Origin of the sequence: Paenibacillus donghaensis (assembly GCF_002192415.1) — a bacterium.
Classification (GTDB): Bacteria; Bacillota; Bacilli; order Paenibacillales; family Paenibacillaceae; genus Paenibacillus_AQ; species Paenibacillus_AQ donghaensis.
In genome coordinates, this window is record NZ_CP021780.1 from 318,328 (window position 1) to 339,024 (window position 20,697).

General features: G+C 50.4%; 17 protein-coding genes and 1 riboswitch. Of the genes, 14 read left to right on the top strand and 3 right to left on the bottom strand.

What is annotated here, in order from left to right; translation table 11 throughout:
* Positions 1-40: 40 nt before the first annotated feature.
* Positions 41-868: an AraC family transcriptional regulator gene (locus B9T62_RS01175; protein ID WP_245864297.1), complete on the bottom strand. Its 828-nt coding sequence runs from the start codon at positions 866-868 to the stop codon at positions 41-43.
* A gap of 9 nt (positions 869-877) precedes the next feature.
* On the opposite strand from B9T62_RS01175, the gene B9T62_RS01180 reads away from it, so the two are divergent.
* The 3 genes from B9T62_RS01180 to thiC all read left to right on the top strand — a co-directional run bounded on the left by B9T62_RS01180 (position 878) and on the right by thiC (position 5,963).
* The gene (locus B9T62_RS01180; protein ID WP_245864298.1) at positions 878-1,579 is read left to right on the top strand and encodes a dicarboxylate/amino acid:cation symporter; all 702 of its coding nucleotides are present in this window, start codon (positions 878-880) and stop codon (positions 1,577-1,579) included.
* Between the two features lie 22 nt (positions 1,580-1,601).
* Positions 1,602-3,905 (top strand): beta-L-arabinofuranosidase domain-containing protein, encoded by a 2,304-nt coding sequence (locus B9T62_RS01185; RefSeq protein ID WP_087913597.1) that lies wholly within the window; start codon positions 1,602-1,604, stop codon positions 3,903-3,905.
* 55 nt (positions 3,906-3,960) lie between these two features.
* Positions 3,961-4,067: riboswitch (TPP riboswitch) on the top strand.
* Between the two features lie 105 nt (positions 4,068-4,172).
* Positions 4,173-5,963 carry a phosphomethylpyrimidine synthase ThiC gene (gene thiC / locus B9T62_RS01190; protein ID WP_087913598.1) on the top strand — a complete coding sequence of 597 codons (1,791 nt, stop codon included), beginning with the start codon at positions 4,173-4,175 and terminating at the stop codon, positions 5,961-5,963.
* A 47-nt stretch (positions 5,964-6,010) separates the two neighbouring features.
* Here thiC and B9T62_RS01195 read toward each other — a convergent pair whose 3' ends face one another.
* Positions 6,011-6,667: a hypothetical protein gene (locus B9T62_RS01195; RefSeq protein WP_211296394.1), complete on the bottom strand. Its 657-nt coding sequence runs from the start codon at positions 6,665-6,667 to the stop codon at positions 6,011-6,013.
* 303 nt (positions 6,668-6,970) lie between these two features.
* On the opposite strand from B9T62_RS01195, the gene tkt reads away from it, so the two are divergent.
* The 3 genes from tkt (at position 6,971) to B9T62_RS01210 (ending at position 10,794) form a co-directional block, all read left to right on the top strand.
* The gene (tkt, locus tag B9T62_RS01200; protein ID WP_087913599.1) at positions 6,971-9,013 is read left to right on the top strand and encodes a transketolase; all 2,043 of its coding nucleotides are present in this window, start codon (positions 6,971-6,973) and stop codon (positions 9,011-9,013) included.
* A 34-nt stretch (positions 9,014-9,047) separates the two neighbouring features.
* On the top strand, positions 9,048-9,368 hold the full coding sequence (gene ppnP / locus B9T62_RS01205; protein WP_087913600.1) for a pyrimidine/purine nucleoside phosphorylase: 321 nt from the start codon (positions 9,048-9,050) through the stop codon (positions 9,366-9,368).
* A gap of 592 nt (positions 9,369-9,960) precedes the next feature.
* A complete protein-coding gene (locus tag B9T62_RS01210) occupies positions 9,961-10,794 on the top strand; it encodes an alpha/beta fold hydrolase (protein WP_087913601.1) in 834 nt (277 codons plus the stop codon).
* 292 nt (positions 10,795-11,086) lie between these two features.
* Here B9T62_RS01210 and B9T62_RS01215 read toward each other — a convergent pair whose 3' ends face one another.
* Positions 11,087-12,028 (bottom strand): NAD(P)-dependent oxidoreductase, encoded by a 942-nt coding sequence (locus B9T62_RS01215; RefSeq protein WP_342746153.1) that lies wholly within the window; start codon positions 12,026-12,028, stop codon positions 11,087-11,089.
* Between the two features lie 217 nt (positions 12,029-12,245).
* Between B9T62_RS01215 and B9T62_RS01220 the strand changes: the two genes are divergently transcribed.
* From B9T62_RS01220 to B9T62_RS01255, 8 genes are all read left to right on the top strand, one after another.
* Complete coding sequence (locus B9T62_RS01220; RefSeq protein ID WP_087913603.1) at positions 12,246-13,601, top strand: glucose-6-phosphate isomerase; 1,356 nt, start codon at positions 12,246-12,248, stop codon at positions 13,599-13,601.
* A gap of 129 nt (positions 13,602-13,730) precedes the next feature.
* Positions 13,731-14,363, top strand: a complete 633-nt coding sequence (locus B9T62_RS01225; RefSeq protein ID WP_087920075.1) for a YigZ family protein — start codon at positions 13,731-13,733, stop codon at positions 14,361-14,363.
* A 3-nt stretch (positions 14,364-14,366) separates the two neighbouring features.
* Entirely contained in the window at positions 14,367-14,948 is a 582-nt protein-coding gene (locus B9T62_RS01230; protein WP_087913604.1) for a TetR/AcrR family transcriptional regulator, read from the top strand.
* Between the two features lie 556 nt (positions 14,949-15,504).
* Positions 15,505-16,320 carry a sulfate ABC transporter permease subunit CysT gene (gene cysT, locus B9T62_RS01235; protein WP_087913605.1) on the top strand — a complete coding sequence of 272 codons (816 nt, stop codon included), beginning with the start codon at positions 15,505-15,507 and terminating at the stop codon, positions 16,318-16,320.
* A complete protein-coding gene (locus B9T62_RS01240; protein WP_087913606.1) occupies positions 16,317-17,114 on the top strand; it encodes a sulfate ABC transporter permease subunit in 798 nt (265 codons plus the stop codon). The genes cysT and B9T62_RS01240 overlap by 4 nt, the downstream gene beginning before the upstream one ends.
* 2 nt (positions 17,115-17,116) lie before the next feature.
* Positions 17,117-18,181, top strand: coding sequence for a sulfate/molybdate ABC transporter ATP-binding protein (locus tag B9T62_RS01245; RefSeq protein WP_087913607.1), 1,065 nt, complete (start codon positions 17,117-17,119; stop codon positions 18,179-18,181).
* Between the two features lie 20 nt (positions 18,182-18,201).
* Positions 18,202-19,269 carry a sulfate ABC transporter substrate-binding protein gene (locus tag B9T62_RS01250; protein ID WP_211296395.1) on the top strand — a complete coding sequence of 356 codons (1,068 nt, stop codon included), beginning with the start codon at positions 18,202-18,204 and terminating at the stop codon, positions 19,267-19,269.
* Positions 19,270-19,409: 140 nt separating this feature from the next.
* Positions 19,410-20,192, top strand: a complete 783-nt coding sequence (locus B9T62_RS01255) for an MBL fold metallo-hydrolase (RefSeq protein ID WP_087913608.1) — start codon at positions 19,410-19,412, stop codon at positions 20,190-20,192.
* The last annotated feature ends 505 nt before the right edge of the window (positions 20,193-20,697 follow it).

Consider the following 20,697-nt stretch of genomic DNA (forward strand, 5'->3'; position numbering starts at 1 on the left):
TAGCCGCAAAGGACTTTTATTCATAGCCAATTAAGATGAGTTAATGGAATTCTGATCTATTCGGTGTCGACAGGTTGACAACTGGCTGATTGCGGTATTGCAATGGCGTTAAAGAAGTGATCTTTTTGAACTGCTTGCAAAAGTAAGAAGAGTCGGTAAAGCCGACAAGGGCAGCGATTTCCCCGACGGAGTGACGTTTTTCTGCCAGAAGCTTCATTGCTTTTTGGACCCTGATGGAGAGCAGCAATTGCAGTGGGCTCAGTCCGTATTTTTTCTTTACGGAGCGAATGATATGGGCCGGATGAAAGGAATACTGGGCGGCAAGTTGGTTCAAATCGAAAGGGTTCTGATAATGCGAAGAAAAATAATCTAAAATTTCCTCTGCCAGCTCCTTTTCTTTTTGATGTTCCCGTAAATCACATAAAATTGTTAATATTTTCAGAAATGACTGCTGGTATTCGATCTGGGATTTTGTCGACGAATAAAACAGCTTCTCATTCTGATATTTATCAATTTTGACCTGGGAAATACTATCCATATAGTTCTTCATGATTTCATGCAGGCTGTCGTCAATCCTTCCGTATTGGGGAAGCGAAATATAAAACACATCTTTTTTATAGTATTTCGTTTTGTTCATTTTGGAATCGACCTGAGTGATGGGATTCTCGGAATAGAAGTAATGTCCCGTTGTATAGAAATGAACCCAGGAGAAGGTCGTGTCGGAAGTGCAGGCTTTGTAGCCTTTATGCAAATTCCCGGGCGGCAAAATTAAATATTGGTTGGGCTCAATCGTATATTTGCGCCCATCCTCCTCCAGATAAAGAGTTCCCGAAAAGACGAATATCAAGTCAAAGGTTTGGTCAAGCATGCGGCGTTCATGAAGATTTCTATTATTATGTATTACGCTCCTGTGGGCATCGCCTGCTACTTCGCGACACTGATCGGCAAGGTAGGCAATCAAATTGTCTGGTCCGTTGCCCGGGCGTCCATTATTTACGTGGTTTTTTGTATATTGTTTTTCATTCTGTTTTCCTTTTTGGCTACGTATTATGGGGGAGGGAAAACCGGAGTCAAGCGTTTTTGGAAAAATATATGGCTGCCGTTGACCACAGCGATGGGAACATGCAGCAGTACGGCTTGTATTCCCGTGAACAGACTGGCCGTGAAGCAAATGGATATTCCCGATGAAATCGGCGACATCATCATACCGCTTGGTGCAAGTATGCACAAAAATGGAGTAGTAGCCGTCCAAATGATCAAAATTCTTTTCTTGTTCGGGATTTTTGATATGACGATGGGCACGGGAGATATGGCTAAGGCCGTTCTGGTTGCCTTAATCAGCGGAATTATTGTAGGCACAATTCCCAGCGGCGGGTTTATTGGGGAACTGTTTATTTGTACCGCCTTCGGGTTTCCGATGGAAGCGGTTCCGATCCTGGTGATTCTGGGAACGATTACAGACCCGCTGTGCACTATGGTGAATGTAACCGGCGATCCGGCCATTAGTATGGTGATTTCACGGATTATCGAAGGCAAGAACTGGATCAAACAAAAAATAGGCGCTGTGACACAGGCGTAGAGTACAGAAAGGCGGATTGGAGATGGAACTGGGGCAAAACGCCGTCAGATTGGCAAGCGCGAAAGAAAAAACGGAACTGGACAGTAATGCGATTTATCTGGGAAACTTAAATACAGTAGAAGCCGATTTGAAGCTTCCACTGAAGGGGAAGTATGGCTCTTCCATTCAATGGGAATCGAAAGAGACTCTATTTATAAGTCATACAGGCAAGGTTACCAGACCTACCTTTGGGGTAGGCAATCGGAAAGTTGTCCTTGTCGCGACGTTAACGTATGAAGGAGAAGAAACCCGCAAGACATTTGAAGCAACGGTTCTCCAGGAAGAATATAAAGCAAAGATTGTTGCAGTTAATCCGCTGACCGTGCGCACGAACGTTGGGGAACAGCCGGAACTGCCAACCGTCGTCATTGTAAAAAATGATACCGGAAGTTATACGGTAAGCCCGGTTTCCTGGGACCCGGTGAAAGAGGAGGCTTATCGGCAACCTGGATTTTTTTCGATCCACGGTACAGTAGAAGGAAGTCCCTTGAAGGCTTTAGTCACCATTCAAGTGGTGGATAAGGCTCAGGAAACAGGCGATCACGTCAAGCGGCTACAGGAATTTCAGGGTCAAAAGGTAAGCTTGGAAAGTAAAAGTGAATTTGGAGCGGCTATGCACCGTTTTCTGCAGTTTGTGCGGTCGATGGATGATGACCAGATGCTGTATAATTTCAGAGCGGCGGCCACCGGGGATACTAAAGGGGCACAGCCAATGACGGGATGGGACGCTCCGGAATGCAATCTGAAGGGACATACCACTGGACATTATCTTTCTTCACTGGCTCTTGCTTATAATGCCACGGGAGATTCCGTGCTGCTGGGCAAAATTCAATACATGGTTACAGAATTGGGCAAATGTCAGACAGCCCTGTCTGAACAGGCGGGCTATGGCCAGGGTTTCCTGAGCGCGTATTCGGAAGAACAGTTTAATCTGCTGGAGCAGTACACCACTTATCCGGATATATGGGCTCCTTACTATACGCTACACAAGATTATGGCCGGTCTGCTGGATTGTTACGAATTGGCGGACCAGAGCGAAGCTTTGGATATATGCGATAAACTGGGCCATTGGCTCCACAACCGACTAAGCCGGCTTCCAAGAGAGCAGTTGCATAAAATGTGGTCACTTTATATTGCCGGGGAATTTGGGGGTATGAATGAGGTATTGGCTAAGTTATATGCGATCACCGGCAATGAACATTATTTGATGACAGCGAAATATTTTGACAATGAGAAGCTGTTCCTTCCGATGAAGGAGAATATAGACACTCTGGGAAATATGCATGCCAACCAGCACATTCCACAGGTGATTGGAGCCTTGAAGCTGTTTGAGGTTGCGGGGGACAAGGCTTATTTCAATATCGCAGAGAACTTCTGGACGATGGTGACACAAAGTCATAGTTATTCCATCGGAGGCACCGGAGAGACGGAAATGTTCAGAGAGCCGGACGCCATTGCCGGCTTTCTCACCGATAAAACGGCGGAAACCTGTGCGAGCTATAATATGTTGAAGTTGACCAAGGAGCTTTTTCAGTTTAATCCGCGCAAAACGTATATGGACTATTATGAGAAGGCGCTTTATAACCATATTCTTGCCTCAGAGAATAGCCGAAAAGCGGAGGGTGGCAGCACCTACTTTATGCCACTGGCGCCCGGATCTATCAAGAAATTCGATACGCATGAAAATACCTGCTGTCATGGAACCGGTCTGGAAAATCATTTTAAATACCAGGAAGCCATCTATTTTCATGATGAAGACAGACTGTATGTGAACTTGTATATTCCCTCTCGACTGGATTGGAGCGAGCAGGGACTCAGCCTGGTGCAGAACCGGGACCGGGACGGCTTGGAGACGGTCCACTTTTATATCGAGGGCGGTCCCGAGACGACCCTTATGTTCAGAATTCCCGATTGGGTATCAGGGCCCGTTCAAGTAAAGATTAACGGAGAGCCTTGCCGCGATCTGGAGTATGAACACGGATATTTAAAGCTGCGTAAAGTATGGAAAAAGGATGAAATCGAGCTGATGCTGCCCTGCTCTTTGAGATTGGTTGGCGTCTCCGATGACCACACCCTTAAAAGTCTCGCTTATGGACCGTATGTCCTGGCGGCAATAAGCGGGGAACAGGATTATCTCTCCTGGAGCTACAGTGAACAAGAACTTCTGGAACAAGTCATTCAACAAAAGGACAACCCTTTGACGTTTATTCTGGATGTTGTCGAGTTTGTTCCCCTGTATCTAATTCAAGATGAACGTTATCATGTGTACTTCAAACTTGCCCGCTGATTATATTTGTTTGACAAAAGAACCCAATGCATGTAGCTTATAACTAAATAAATAAGATACCCACTAGGGGAGCCTGAATAGGCTGAGACGGGAAAAGTGCATTTCCGGACCCTTGAACCTGATCTGGATTATACCAGCGTAGGAAAGTGGAGTCGGACTTTTTTGAGCATAGCTATTATTTGCTGTTCTTTAATCAAGCCGCTCCATTGTGGAGCGGCTTTTTGCTGCGCATTCTTATTTATAACCATTCCATTAGGAGGAAATAGAATGCCAAGTACAACAAATGAGGGTAATGTGAATCTGTCTGCTTTTCCGGGAAGCCAGAAGGTCTATGTGGAGGGCTCGCGGCCGGATATTCGGGTTCCGATGCGTGAAATCAGTCTGAGCAGAACCACAGGAATGGCCGGAGAAGAAGACAATGCGCCGCTTCGAGTCTACGATACAAGCGGTGCTTATACTGATAGCGAGGCTTATAGCGATATCCGTCAAGGCTTATCGCCACACCGCTTGTGCTGGATTATGGATCGCGGCGATGCAGAAGCCTATGAGGGAAGAGTGATCAGACCGGAGGATAACGGCGGTATCGCTGCCAGCAAGTCACCGGTAGAAGTATTTCCATGTACTGGACGCCAACCGTTAAAAGCAAGGGAAGGACGTAATGTCAGCCAGCTGCATTACGCACGTCAAGGCATCATTACAGCAGAGATGGAATATATTGCGATTCGCGAGAACGTAACACCGGAATTCGTCAGGGCTGAGGTAGCCAGCGGACGTGCGATTATTCCGGCGAATATTAATCATCCCGAAAGCGAGCCGATGATTATCGGGCGCAATTTCCTGGTGAAGATTAACGCTAATATCGGCAATTCGGCCGTCTCCTCCTCGATTGAGGAGGAGGTTGAGAAGATGAGATGGGCAACTCGGTGGGGCGCGGATAATATTATGGATCTTTCCACCGGCAATCATATTCATACCACCCGGGAATGGATTATCCGCAATTCCCCCGTGCCTATTGGTACGGTGCCGATTTATCAGGCGCTTGAGAAAGTAAACGGAAAAGCGGAGAACCTGACGTGGGAGATTTACCGTGACACGCTTATTGAACAGGCAGAGCAAGGGGTGGACTATTTTACCATTCATGCCGGAGTGCTGCTTCGCTATATCCCGTTAACGGCGGAACGAATGACAGGAATTGTGTCCCGGGGGGGTTCGATTATGGCGGCATGGTGCCTTGCACATCATCAGGAGAACTTTCTGTATACCCATTTCGAGGATATCTGCGAGATTATGAAAAGATATGATGTGGCTTTCTCCCTGGGTGATGGCCTGCGGCCGGGTTCGATTGCCGATGCCAATGACGAGGCGCAGTTTGCTGAGCTGGAGACTCTGGGGGAGCTGACGGCGCTGGCTTGGAAGCATGATGTGCAGGTGATGGTGGAAGGCCCGGGGCATGTACCGATGCATCTGATCAAGGAGAACATGGATAAGCAGCTGGAACTGTGCCATGGCGCCCCTTTTTATACATTGGGTCCTCTGACTACTGATATTGCACCTGGTTATGATCACATCACCTCAGCCATCGGGGCAGCCATGATCGCTTCCTTCGGAACGGCGATGCTGTGTTATGTTACGCCGAAGGAGCATCTGGGTTTGCCGAATCGGGAGGATGTGCGCGAAGGTGTCATTACCTACAAAATAGCCGCCCACGCTGCCGACCTGTCCAAAGGGCATCAAGGCGCACAGGATCGCGATAACGCGTTGTCCAAGGCCCGTTTCGAGTTTCGCTGGCGGGATCAATTCCATCTGGCGCTCGATCCGGAGCGGGCATTGGAATATCACGATGAGACGCTCCCGGCGGAAGGAGCCAAGACGGCGCACTTCTGTTCCATGTGCGGACCCAAGTTCTGCAGCATGCGCATTTCGCATGGGATTCGGGATACGGCGCGGCAGCAGGAGGTTGAGGGAACCGGGCAAGACCCGGAGGAGTTGGCGATTGCCGATGGAATGAGGGAGAAAGCGGCGGAGTTCAAAGATGGCGGCGGACTGATTTATAAGTAACCTCATTATTATAAGTAGGGAACGGGTAGCGGGCCAGGGAGGTGTCCTCAGACAATTCCCTTGGCCCGTTCTTTCATTACTCTCATCATTCGTGAGGCAACCGAAGCTGGCGGTGCAATAGAGGGGGTATTCGTATGTATGAGGGCTGGACGGAGCTTGCGACCCTGCGTTTTGCGTACATAGTAGGTAAGCTTGCCGCTGTAGATTTTATTGGCGTTTAGAGATAGGGCAAAGTCCTCCGGTGTTACGAAGCAGGCCGGCTTGTTCACATGGTGGACTTCAATTTCTTCAAATACGGAAGCTACAAAATGGGAACAAAAATAAGCGTCCTCACGGTTGATTTTGATGTTCAGCAGCACGCCGATCAGCCCAAGCAGATGATATTTGTAACGTTCCTGATTCTGCATCATGCCCATAACGTGGTTATGCATTGTATCATATTGCTCGCTGGATACCCGCAGCTGATAAATGGAACAATCTGCATTACTGTAGAAGGGGTCATTGAAATCTTCCCGGATGAACCCGGCGATAAACGGATTATGGGCTTTTTTTCTGCCGAAGCTGTATACTTCACAAAGTTCACTGTCAAAAGCAATCGATGCATGATTCAGCTCGGCTTTGGTAAACCATCTGATCATTCCGCTGAAAGCAGTGCCTGTTCCAGTGAGCACAATATAAATATCCTTGTTAGAAGTCATGTTCATTCGCAGTCCTTTCTTATAAAGGTATGAGACGATTCGTTGTCCTCATGTGTCTTTGGTACCTCCATCTTACTGTATAATCCAGCTTTGTAAAACAAACTTTAGTCGCATTGAAACCTAGACTTTAGCCTAAGTAGTTTCTGGTCTCACAGCTGTTGCTGTTTCTACGTATATTCATCCGGTAAAGTTGCACAACCTAAGCTGTCCGAAAGCGGGGTTTCTAAAAACAATTGGAAATGCTTCTGCACTAATGATACAATAAGAGTCAAAATGACATTCTTGAGATTTATGAGGAGGATTCTATTAATGAATGAACAACAGCAAGCGATCCATAAGGATGAGAATTCCACAGTGGACAACCTCGCAATCACAACAATCCGTACCTTGGCTATTGACGCTATTGAGAAAGCGAATTCAGGACACCCGGGAATGCCGATGGGCTCCGCTCCTATGGGATATCAGCTGTTTGCCAAAACAATGAAACACAACCCGCTGCACCCTACATGGGTTAACCGTGACCGTTTCGTGCTCTCCGCAGGCCATGGCTCCATGCTGCTCTACAGCCTGCTGCACCTTAGCGGCTATGATCTGCCTATGGAGGAATTGAAGCAATTCCGCCAATGGGGAAGCCTTACACCAGGTCATCCGGAGTTCGGACATACAGCAGGCGTCGATGCTACTACAGGCCCGCTGGGTCAGGGGATCGGGATGGCTGTCGGCATGGCAATGGCTGAAGCTCAGCTGGCTGCCACTTACAATAAAGAAGAACATAATGTAATTGATCATTATACATTTGCCATTTGCGGCGATGGAGACCTGATGGAAGGTATCTCTTCCGAATCCGCTTCCCTGGCAGGGCATCTGAAACTGGGCAAGCTGATTGTTATGTACGATTCCAATGATATTTCACTGGACGGCAAGCTGAACCTTTCGTTCTCCGAGAATGTTGCGAAACGTTTCGAAGCTTACGGCTGGCAGGTGCTGCGTGTGGAGGACGGCAATGATCTTCCAGCACTGGGCAAAGCGATCGGAGAAGCACAAGCTGATAGCGGCAAACCGACACTGATCGAAGTGAAGACAGTAATCGGCTACGGCAGTCCAAATAAACAAGGCAAGGGTGGACACGGTGGTACACACGGATCCCCGCTGGGTGCCGATGAAGCCAAGCTGACCAAAGACTTCTACAAATGGGTATATGAAGAGAACTTCCATGTGCCTGACGAGGTCCGCGCCCGTTTTGAAGAAGTGAAAGAGCAGGGAATTGCCGCCAACAAAACTTGGGACGAGCAGTTCGCCGCTTACAAAAAAGCTTATCCGGAGCTGGCTGCGCAACTGGAAACAGCGATTAACGGCGACCTTCCTGAAGGCTGGGATGCTCAGCTTCCTGTCTACACTACAGAAGACAAAGCCGTGTCCACGCGTGTAGCCTCAGGCAATGCGCTTAATGGTCTGGCTGCAGGCATTCCACAGCTGGTAGGCGGCTCTGCCGACCTGGAAAGCTCCACCATGACTCATCTGAAGGGACTGCCGGTATATACTTCGGAATCTTATGACGGCCGTAATATTTATTTCGGCGTTCGTGAATTCGGCATGGCGGCAGCGATGAACGGGATTGCACTGCACAGCGGCCTGAAAGTGTTCGGCGGCACATTCTTCGTGTTCACCGATTATCTGCGTCCGGCGGTTCGTCTGGCATCGATCATGAAGCTGCCAGTAACCTATGTGCTCACTCATGACAGTATTGCTGTAGGTGAAGACGGTCCTACCCATGAGCCTATCGAGCAGCTGGCTTCCCTGCGGATCATCCCGGGCCTGACTGTGATTCGTCCGGCTGATGGCAATGAAACATCCGCTGCCTGGGCTTATGCGCTGGAGAACAAAGCCAACCCGGTAGCTCTGGTGCTTACCCGCCAGAATCTGCCGATCCTTGCAGGCACCGTCGAAGGTTCGCGCGAGAACATCAAACGCGGTGGTTATGTTGTATCTGAAGCGAAGAACGGCAAACCGCAGGCTCAGCTGATTGCTACTGGTTCTGAAGTACAGCTGGCTGTGAAGGCACAAGCCGCTCTGGCAGAAGAAGGCGTTGATGTTCGCGTAATCAGCCTGCCAAGCTGGGATCTGTTCGAGAAGCAGGATAAAGCTTACCGTGATTCCGTGATTCTGCCGGAAGTCAAAGCCCGCCTTGCTATTGAAATGGCTCAGACCTTTGGTTGGGAACGTTACACCGGCGATCAGGGCGATATTCTGGGCATTACTACCTTCGGCGCTTCCGCACCGGGAGATACTGTAATCAAAGAATATGGCTTCACCGTAGAGAATGTTGTGAGCCGTGTGAAAGCACTGCTATAATAGACGGAAGTACGAGACAAAGGGGAGAACACTAATGGATCAGTTCACAAATGCGACAGTTCTGAAAGCAGCTAATATTTATCACGGGGGACAAGTGACCAGCCGTACACTTGTACTGGAAGACGGCACGAAGGTTACCCTCGGGATTATGCTCCCTGGAGTATATGAATTTGGAACGGAAGGTCCGGAGACGATGGAAATTCTGTCCGGCCATCTCAAAGTGCTGCTTCCCGGCACAGAGGTGTGGCAGGAGATTAACGGTAAAGAAACATTCCATGTACCCGGCAACTCCAAGTTTGCGCTTGAAGTGTTCGAGCTAACTGATTATTGCTGTTCTTACCCGGTGGTTGGTTAAAGAATCGATCCCACCCAAACCAAACCTCGATCCCACCCAAACCAAACTCTTCGATCCCACCCAAACCCTCCCTTCCAAGGGAGGGCCCCAAAGGGCTGCGCCCTCTGGACTCCCGCAAGCTTGGCGAATGAGTCTGGCGGTACTGTGATTAGGAGGGTGGGTGCGAAGAGCGCTTATCCCTGCGGGACCGCTTGGACGTCGCTGGGTTGGCCTGCGATCCCTGACGGGATACACGGCCGGGGGAAGGTCAAAAGCGAGCTGTTCCTGCGGAATGCGCAAGAGCCTAGGTCAAGGGCGAGCTGTTCCTGCGGAATGCGCAAGAGCCTAGGTCAAGGGCGAGCTGTTCCTGCGGAATGCGCAAGAGCCTAAGGTCAAGGGCGAGCTGTTCCTGCGGAATGCGCAAGAGCCTAGGTCAAGGGCGGGCTGTTCCTGCGGAATGCGCAAGAGCCTAAAGGCGAAGTGTAAATTTTATTTCCTAAACACCAAAAAAGTCCTGCGAATTCGCAGGACTTTTTTGGTCTGTTCGCTTGTGCTGAATTCATTAATTTGGTAATCTATATAGGAACATATATTCCCGTCGGAGGCGAATTGGATGATCTACAGCAATTCAGACATCACCTTTAATTATGAAGAAAGAGGCGAAGGTACTCCGATATTGATTCTGCATGGTAATGGTCCGGATCACCGGATGATGATGGCCTGTCTGGAGCCGGTATTCGCAGAGCAGGAGCGGTTCCGCAGAATTTATGTCGACCTTCCAGGTTTTGGGCAGACTCCTGCAGCGGAATGGATCAAATCCTCAGATGATATGCTGGAGGCCGTGAAGCGGATGGTGCAGGCCTTAATTCCAGGCAAACGTTTCGCTGTTGTCGGGCAATCATATGGGGGATACCTGGCGCGCGGCCTCGTCAAGGATTACGGTGATTTGATGAACGGGATCTTTCTGCTCTGTCCATGCATTATCGCTGAACCCTCACAAAGAGAGCTGCCAGAGCATCAAGTGGTCACCTGCGATGAGGTGTTTCTGGCAGAGCTGGGTGCTGAGGATAGACAAGAGTTCTGCTCCATCTCTGTTAAACAGACCAGAGAGGTGTGGGAGCGTTACAAGCAGGAGGTTATGGTAGGTCTGGCGCTTGCTGACGAGACATTTATGAAGGGCATCCGAGCTTCGGGCGGCTATTCTTTCAGCGAAGAGATTGATGATATTCCGCTGTTTAATCAGCCGGGACTCATTCTTAATGGGAGACAGGATTCCATGGTAGGGTATAAGGATGCCTGTAAGCTTGTGGATCTCTATCCGAAATCGGTATTTGCTGTATTGGATGAGGCGGGTCATAATCTGCATCTGGAGCAGGTGGAGCTGTTCAATGGACTGACGAGGGATTGGCTGGAGCGGGTGAGAAGTGTGGCAACAGCTGAAGAATAACTCTGGCAGAACAAACAGTACATTCTGCCAGATAAGCTATTCATATTACGGCTCAATCTAAAAATCAGTGCTCGACTACAAGTGTGAACAGAGTGAAGCGGCGGAGGTTTCTGGAGAAAGTGTAGTGTTCACCGATTTAATTGCATAAATGCATCTAATTACTCCGAAGGTTCCAGGGCAACACTCTACATCCTAGCTGGAGCCTAACTAGTAACCCGTTTTCAACCTATACACATTTTACAATCAGGAAATCGGGCTTTAACAGTTATGAGCTCATATAACCCATACATTTTTAGGCTTTGTTCTGCTGGTCGCCTATCTTCTGACCGATTAGCGCTTCATAAGTTTTGACTACCGCAGACAGATCCTCTTCACCATAGCCCTGGGCATAACCGGACTGAAAGATGCTTTTGGCCAGACCGAGCAGCGGCGAAGGTACTCCGGCGGCATCACTTAGCGCTGAAGCAAGCTTCAGATCCTTCAACATCAGTGCGAGTGAGAACTGGTTGCTGAAATCATTTTCAATGATTTTGCGGCCTTTCAGTTCCGCCTGCTTGCTGCCTGCCGAACCGGCCTGCACCAGCTCCAGGAATTTATCTGCTGGCACGCCCGATTTAACTGCGATGGCGAAGCCTTCGGCAAGGGCGACGTTATGAATGCCCACCATGGCATTATGGGCCAGCTTGGCTGCAGCGCCGCTGCCGTTGTCGCCCATATGCAGCAGCTTCTTGCCCAGAGTGTCGAAAATATCGCGGTTGTCTTCGATAACATCGGCGCGGCCGCCAACCATAAATACCAGCGTGCCTTCGACCGCTCCCGGCTTGCTGCCAGTGACCGGCGCGTCGAGGAAATGTCCGCCGCGTTCCTGAACAGCGGCCGCAACCTCTTTAACCAGTCCGGGGGAAATTGTACTACAATCAATAATTACAGTCCCTGGCTGCAGCTCTGCAAGAATGCCCTGATCTCCGTAGTACACTTCCCGGATCGAATCATCATTGCTGATCATGGTAATAATAACGTCCTTGCCTTCGGCAGCCAGCTTGGGGGTGGAAGCAGTTTTTGCACCTTGCTCTTCAAACGGTTGGTTTTTGGAGGCCGTGCGGTTGTATACGGTCACCTCGAAGCCACCCCGCAGCAGGTTGGAGGCCATTGGCGCACCCATTGTCCCAAGTCCTATAAATCCGATCCGTTTCATTGTTAGCCCACCTTTAGCATTATTTTGAGTGTATTTCATACTTTGTTCATTCTATCACGGACCCGGCGGCTTGTTCCACAACACAACCTATGGTCAGCCTGACAGCAAACGTTTCCATGTAACTGCCGAAAACTTGCTTCTGTCGCCCATGATGTGCCCTAAGACCTTGCCAGTCAAGTCAAATTAAAGTATCCTATTATAAAGTTGTAACAAACGGTGTCAAATCTAAAGAGACAAACAGGAGGTTTCCATTACCGTGTCCAAAAAGATTAATTTTGACTACAGCAAAGCCCTTTCCTTCTTCAGCCAAAGTGAAATTGACAACCTTGCCGCTCCGGTGAAACTGGCTCATGAGCAGTTACATAACAAGAGTGGTGCCGGCTCTGATTATCTGGGCTGGATCGACCTTCCCACTGCTTATGACAAGGCTGAATTTGCCCGCATCCAGCAGGCGGCCACGAAGATTCAGAATGATTCCGAGGTTTTGATTGTTATCGGCATCGGCGGTTCTTATCTGGGAGCACGCGCTGCCATTGAAGCCTTATCCCATTCCTTCTATAACAATCTTGCTAAAGACAAGCGCAAGACACCTGAGGTGTATTTCGCCGGCAATAACATCAGCTCCACTTATATTACGCATCTGCTTGACCTCGTTGAAGGTAAGGATTTCTCCGTCAACGTCATCTCCAAATCCGGTACAACTACCGAGCCGGCGATTGCTTTCCGCATCTTCCGCGCAGAGCTGGAGAAGAAATACGGCAAGGAAGAAGCACGCAAACGTATTTATGCTACGACCGATAAAGAGAAAGGCGCGCTGAAGAAGCTGGCTACTGAAGAAGGTTATGAGTCCTTTATCATTCCTGACGATGTAGGCGGACGTTATTCCGTGCTTACCCCGGTTGGCCTGTTGCCGATTGCCGTTGCCGGGATTAACATTGAAGAAATGATGCTTGGCGCAGCAGCGGCAGCTGATGAATTCAGCAACCCTGATGTAGCAGTGAACCAGAGCTACCAGTATGCCGCAGTTCGTAATGCATTGTACCGCAAAGGCAAAACAACCGAAATTCTCGTGAACTATGAGCCATCGCTGCACTTTGTATCTGAATGGTGGAAACAGCTGTTTGGCGAAAGTGAAGGCAAGGATTTCAAAGGGATTTATCCATCCTCGGTGGATTTCTCCACAGATCTGCACTCCATGGGCCAGTTCATTCAGGAGGGTAACCGCAACATTTTCGAAACGGTTATTCAAGTGGAGCAGGTAGAGCAGCACGTAACGATTGAGAGTGATCCTGATGATTTGGATGGTCTGAACTTCCTGACCGGCAAAACGATGGATTTCGTAAACAAAAAGGCTTTCCAGGGAACGATGCTGGCGCATACTGACGGACAGGTACCTAACCTGATTGTTACGATCCCTGACCAAACACCGTATACTTTTGGATATCTGGTTTATTTCTTTGAAAAAGCCTGCGGCATCAGCGGATACCTGCTGGGCGTTAATCCTTTTGACCAACCGGGTGTGGAAGCTTACAAGAAAAATATGTTCGCATTGCTGGGCAAACCAGGCTACGAGAAGGAAAAGGCTGAGCTTGAAGCCAGACTTACCGAGTAGACTTTAAGCCGGCACCGAATATTCATATCAGGCACGTTCACCAGGGAGCAGTCCATAGGTTATCCAATACCAAGGACTGCTCCTCATATATATCAACCGATCATACGGAACATAAGGACTGGAATAATGATGCTGGAACAATACCGGACGGTGCGTTCTCCTGGATCCCAGGAAATCGTAATCCGTAAATCACGCTTTATCGGCCATGTCATGCCGGTGGAGAATGAGGAAGCAGCCCTGCAGTTTATCGAAGACATCAAGAAGAAGCATTGGAACGCGACACATAATTGTTCTGCTTATATGATTGGTGAGAGGGACGAAATTCAGAGGCAGTCGGACGACGGGGAACCGAGTGGAACGGCCGGTAAACCGATCTTGGAGGTAATCCGCAACCAGGGTGTTAAGAATGTTGCAATTGTAGTAACCCGTTATTTTGGAGGCATTATGCTGGGAGCCGGAGGATTAATCCGCGCTTACACGGATGGTGCAGTGCTGGCACTTGAAGCTGGAGAAGTGATCACCCGTGTACTGCGGCGAGAGGTATTCGTAGAGATTGAATACACCTGGCTGGGTAAGGTTGAGAATGAGCTTAGAGGAAGAGGCATCCAGACAGGCGAAACTTTGTTTACGGATAAAGTTACATTGGTTTGTCTGCCCCGAAATGATGAAGGCGACCGCTTTGTAGCATGGATAACAGATTTAACCCAGGGGCAAGCCCTGGTTACAGAAGGGCGGCGGCTTTACTACAGCGAAGGGGAATAAAACATGGCAAGAAGAGCAGTAGAACAGGAGTTGTCGAGAGAACGGATATTGGAAGCAGCCAGGCATCTGTTCATAACGAAAGGATACCGTGCTATTTCCATGCGCAGCATTGGACAGCACTTGGGTTACAGCCATGGCTCACTGTATTACCACTTTAAAGAGAAGGCTGAATTGTTCTACGCGATTGTGGTAGAAGACTTCAATTATGTGGCTGCACTGCTCAGTCAATCGATGAGCAATCCGCCTGAAGAGGGCATGAGCCGTGTGGAACAGCTGATTATGGAGTTCATTAAATTTGGTCTGGATCACCCATACCAATATGAAATTATGTTTATGATCCGCGATGAAGAGCTGCTTGCTTATTGTAGAGCAGAACAGGGCCGATGTTTCGAGTTGTTTGCGAGTATCGTACGCCGTCATATGAAGGAAGAAGGTTATGTTACGGAAGATTGGCAAAGTGTGCCCCTGACGTTATTCCTCTCTGCCCACGGATTTATTTCCTATTATATTCAGGATAAGGTTTCATTTGAGGATGTTAAACCGGCCGCGCTGTCCCATATTAAGGTATTGAGCCGCAGCTTATAACCTTGCCTTTTTTTATGGCTGCTTACTTTACAGCTGTGCATTGGTATAACGTTGCATGGTGAAAGTCCTATAGCCGATATATATTATATATAGAAAAAGCCGTTCCCAGTTTATTAAAGGGAGCGGCTTTTTTTACATACAGAATTTATAGGTTCCACGCCATAAATTATCCTTCTATTTCTCGCAGAAACGGATGCCTGAAAGCGATACGTAGTATCGCTGCTTCGGAAGCATACGCTTTGCAGAGGACGGTGAAGCCGTTTTTTCTTGGTACACCATTAACCTTCTATAATTTTCAAATAATATTGCCGCTGCCGGGGACCGTCGAATTCGCAGAAATCTCCATAGTATACAGCATCCTACTCACTCCCCTTTGCTGGCTTAGCGGCCTGTATAGATATATTTTACCCCATTTGCAGTGGAAAGTAATTGACGGCAGTTAGATGCATTTGGTAAAGTAATGATAATATTCATTAAACCAAGTATATTAATAGGAATAATTGTTGAAGTGAGTAATGTATACCGACCGATTAGCCGGAGGTGGGGGGACTTATCTTTGAATTCTCTGATTAGGCATAAGGGCTGGACTTTAGGCTTTCGAACTACGATTCTGCTGTATTTTGTTGTACTGATCATTCTGCCTATTCTTGGGGTCTACTACAATTCCTTCTCGCTCGGTTTGGGGAGCTTCATGGAGAGCATCACTGATCCGATCGCCTGGAAATCGGTGCTGCTGACACTGAAGCTGGCTGTTATGGCAGCCGCCATCAATGTCGTAATGGGCACAATGGTCGCCTGGGTGCTGATCCGCTATCAATTTCCCGGCAAGGCGCTGCTGAACAGTCTTGTCGATTTGCCGTTTGCGTTGCCGACAGCCGTAGGCGGTTTGATGATTCTGCTGCTGCTGGGACCCGGAAGCTGGATTGGACGGATGTCTGCTGCGCTGGGTTTTGAGATTGTTTTTCATCAGCCGGCCATTGTAATTGCCATGGTATTCGTTACCTTTCCGTTCGTCATCCGTGCGGTGCAGCCTCTGCTGGAGGAGCTTGACCCGTCGGAGGAGGAAGCGGCCTATACCATGGGGGCCAAGGGAAGCCGCGTCTTCCGCCAGGTGATTCTGCCTTCGATGGCACCCGGCATGATCGGCGGGGGAATGCTGGCTTTCTCACGGGCGCTGGCCGAGTTTGGCGCGGTGGTGCTGGTGGCAGGCAATATCCCGGGACGGACGCTGGTGTCCTCTGTTTTTATTTATGGTGAAGTGGAGAGTGACAACCCGGTGGGAGCGGCTGCAGTGTCGGTGATTCTGCTGACCTTGTCCTTTCTGATTCTCTGGCTGATCAATATCCTGCAGATGCGGGGGAGACGGTCATGAGAAGATTATGGATTGGACTGACCTATCTGGTGTTCTTCGTGCTGATTGCCGCGCCGCTGGGCAAGATGGCCACGGGAGCCTTCAGCGAGGGCTTCGGCGGTTTCCGCAGCGCACTGATCCGGCCGGAGGCGCTGCATGCGCTGATGATGACCGGAATTGTCGTGGTTATCGTAACGCTGCTCAACACTTTGTTTGGTGTAATGACGGCACTTTATCTTGTACGTGCGAAATGGCTGGGCAGACGGCTCAAAGGGCTGCTGAACAGCATTGTGGATCTGCCTTATGCGGTATCGCCTGTTATTGGCGGGCTGATGATCGTGCTGCTGCTGGGGCCGGACAGTGCGCTTGGGGCGATGTTTGAGTCGCTAGGTGTGAAGATTGTGTATGCTGTTCCGGGTATGATTATCGCTACCCTGTTTGTGACTTTTCCGCTGATGGTGCGTGAAGTCATGCCGGTGCTGCAGGAGATCGGCTCTCAGCAGGAGGAAGCGGCCTCGACGCTTGGGGCGCATGCCTGGACGACCTTCTGGAGGGTAACCTGGCCATCGATCCGCTGGGCGGTCGTGTATGGCGTGATTCTGACGGTAGCCCGCTCACTGGGCGAATTCGGCGCAGTGCTTGTGGTGTCGGGCAATATTATGAACAAAACACAAACGGCAACAACGCTGGTTTATCAGGACGTGGAGAATTTTAATGTCACTGCCGCTGGCGGAATAGCGCTGGTGCTGGCTGCGTTCTCCGCTGGTCTACTACTGCTGATGGAATGGGCCAAGAGAAGAAAGGGAGTGCACTAGATATGCATGTGGAAGTCCGGGGGCTGGATAAGCATTTTGGAGAGTTTCATGCGGTCAAAGACGTCAATTTCGGCATTACCAAAGGCCATCTGATTGGCCTGTTAGGTCCAAGCGGAGGCGGCAAAACCTCAATCCTGCGCATGCTGGCAGGGCTGGAGAACCCGGATTCGGGCGAGATTATTTTTCACGGACAGACGGTGAATCACCTGCCGCCGCAGGAGCGCGGGATCGGCTTCGTGTTCCAGAACTACGCGTTGTTCAAGCATATGACCGTCTTTGAGAATATCGCTTTTGGCCTCAAGGTCAAAAAAGCCAGTAAAGCAGCGATTCGCGACCGTGTGGCAGAACTCGTGGAGCTGACCGGCCTGAAGGGCTTCGAGAAGCGTTACCCGCATCAGCTCTCGGGCGGACAACGCCAGCGTGTTGCGTTCGCGCGTGCGCTTGCTCCAGAGCCGCAGCTGCTGCTGCTGGATGAGCCGTTTGCCGCCATCGATGCGAAGATCCGCCAGGAGCTGCGTTCCTGGCTGCGCGAGCTGATTGAGCGGGTGGGAATCACCTCCATTTTCGTGACGCATGACCAGGATGAAGCGATTGAGGTCGCCGATGAGATTATGATCATCAACCAGGGCCGTCTGGAGCAGAAAGGGACGCCGTGGGACATCTATAAGGAGCCGAAGACGCCGTTTGTGGCCACCTTTGTCGGGGAATCAACTCTGATTGAGGATGCCTCCGAGCTGAAGGGCTTCAAGAATGCTGGCAGCGGCAAAGCTACCAAGGCGCTCATCCGGCCCGAATATATTGAGGTTGGCAGCCTGAATGAGTTCAGAATCGCCTCGGCGACCGAGCAGGGCATCGTCAAGCAGCTGCATTTCCGCGGCAGCGAATGGCTGGTGGAGGTTGAAGTGAACGGCCACAAGCTGGTGACTTATCGTTCGCTGGAGAAGGAGACGCTGCAGCCGGGCCAGGATATCTCGGTGCTTGTCCACCGGGCCTACCTGTTTAACGACGATCACAGCTGGATTCAGGAGAATAGTCTGAAGGTCGATCCGATGCCGGTATTTATCTAAATTAAAGGAAGTGGGCCGCAATGAAGCTGATCAAAAGGAGCAGACCGCTGCACGGATGGCTTGCTGCCCTCATGTTTGTTATCACAATAGTAACGGTATCCGGCTGTGGCAACGGGCAGACAGGAACGGCTGCCGAGGCCGGAGGGCAAAGTGATCTTACGCTGGTTATCGGTGCTTACAGTGTGGCTAAAGATGCGATGCAGGAGATTCTGCCGCTGTTTGCGGCCCAGTGGAAGGCGGATACCGGTCAGACGCTCAGCTTCCAGGAGTCATATGAGGCATCGGGAACCCAGGCACGCTCCATTGCCGGGGGCTTCGAAGCGGATGTAACCTTGCTGGCGATGGAAGGCGACGTGGAGAAACTGGTGAAGGCCGGGCTTGTCGCGCCGGATTGGAAGGATCGGGGCGAGAACGGCATGGTGACCCGTTCGGTGGTGGCTCTCGGAACGCGGGAAGGCAACCCCAAGAACATCCGCGATTTTCAAGACCTGGCGAAACGGGGGGTGAAGGTGCTGTATCCCAACCCCAAAACATCCGGTGGAGCCCAGTGGGACATTAACGCGATCTATGGGGCCGGTCTGAAGCTCTCTGAAGAGCAGGAGGGACTCAAGGACCCTGTGGCTGCGAAGGATTTTCTGGAGCGGATACACGCCAACGTAGAGTCTCTGGACAAAAGCGGCCGCGCCTCCATGGCTGCGTTCGAATACGGTGTCGGCGATGTGATCGTAACATATGAGAATGAGCTGCTGGCGAGAATCGCCAAAGGAGTCCATTACGAGATCATTGTTCCCGAGAATACGATTCTGATCGAGAATCCGGCGGCGGTGATTGATAAATATGCAGAGGAGCATGGCACACGCCCGGCAGCGGAGGCGCTGGTAGATTATCTGCTGAAGCCACAAGCGCAGGAGATCTTCGCCAAGCATGGCTTCCGGCCCGTGGATAAGCAGGTATATGCAGCTAACCAAAGCCGTTATCCCGACCCGGCCGGGCTGTTTGATATCGAATACCTCGGGGGCTGGGACGAAGTCCGCAGCACGCTGTATTCCAAGCGTGGAATCTGGTATCAGGTGTTGGCCGGAATCTGAGTGGAGGGATCAAAGCCCGTAATTTCGCGAAATGGCATGATACACATCTGCAGCTCCCCTGGACTTGGAATCCTTCCTTCATCTGCTCTATAATGGAGTCTACTTGAATTTCCGTGTAAGGAACTGAAGGAGAGAGACAGATGGATACGTTGGTGTTTTTGGGTACGGGGGATGCGATGGGCGTTCCGCGGGTCTACTGCAACTGCAATATCTGTACAGAAGCAAGAACGGACGGAGACAATATCCGGCTGCGCTCTTCCGTGCTGATTGATAACGGCGAGGATGTGCTGGTGATTGACTGCGGGCCGGATTGGCGGCGGCAGATGGAGGCGGAGGGCATCCGCAGCATGCGCAGGCTGCTGGTGACGCATGCCCACTTCGACCATATCGGCGGACTGCCGGAATGGGCCGATGCCTGCCGCTGGATGGGGTATAAGGGAGAACTGTATGCCCCTGCTGAAATAATCCTGGTGATCCAGCGGCAGTATCCGTGGCTCACCAGCCATATTGAGATGATTCCCTGTGACGATGGGGTGGAGCTGGATGGCTGGCAGATCAGCACCTGGAAGGTCAACCATGGCAAAAACGGCTATTCCTACGCCTTCCGGCTGGAGAAGGCCGGGTATGCCTGGGTGTATTGCCCCGATTCGATCTCGCTGGGACCGGAGGAGACTGGGCGGATGGGCGGAGCCGACCTGCTGGTGCTGGGAACCAGCTTCTATTATGAGGCTGCCGAGCTGTCCACCCGTTCGGTCTATGATATGACCGAGGCGGCGGAGCTGCTCCAGGTGGTGAAGCCGCGCCGGGCCGTCTATACGCATATGTCGCATGATGTTGACGTGAACGAAGCTTATATTCTGCCGGAGAATGTGACACTGGCCCGGACAGGCCTCAGACTGCCGCTTGGCACAGCGGAAGCCTAGAACAAACGTTACTGCTTAATCCCGCTGAGGATGTAGAATGCTGAACTAGAGCTTTCATAGAGATTAGATGCAAAACTGGTTACTGCTTAGGCCCCCTATCCCACTTCGACCGTAACTCTCGCTTCGATTTCAGACAGCTAGCGGACCGAGGAGCCTCTATTTGCTGGAAATAGACAGGTTTGCCGGATTGACGGACCGGAGAGCCCCTATATTACAGGAATCACCCCGTTTAGAGCCTGTTTGGATGATTTAGCGGCTAGACGGTCCGCTAGAAAGCGGGTTACCTATCCTTGAAGGACTTGGAGTGTCGCAGGGTCATAAGTAGTAACCACAACTGCATTTCATTTCAGCTGGAATTACTGTTATCGGTCAAATTAGTGCAAATATGGTTACTACTTAGGTCCACTGACGATGTGAATGCTGCGCAGATCCCTTCAAAGAAATTAGATGCGAATACGCACTTAATTTCAACCAAAACGGCTGTTAGAAGGTAAATAAGTGCGAT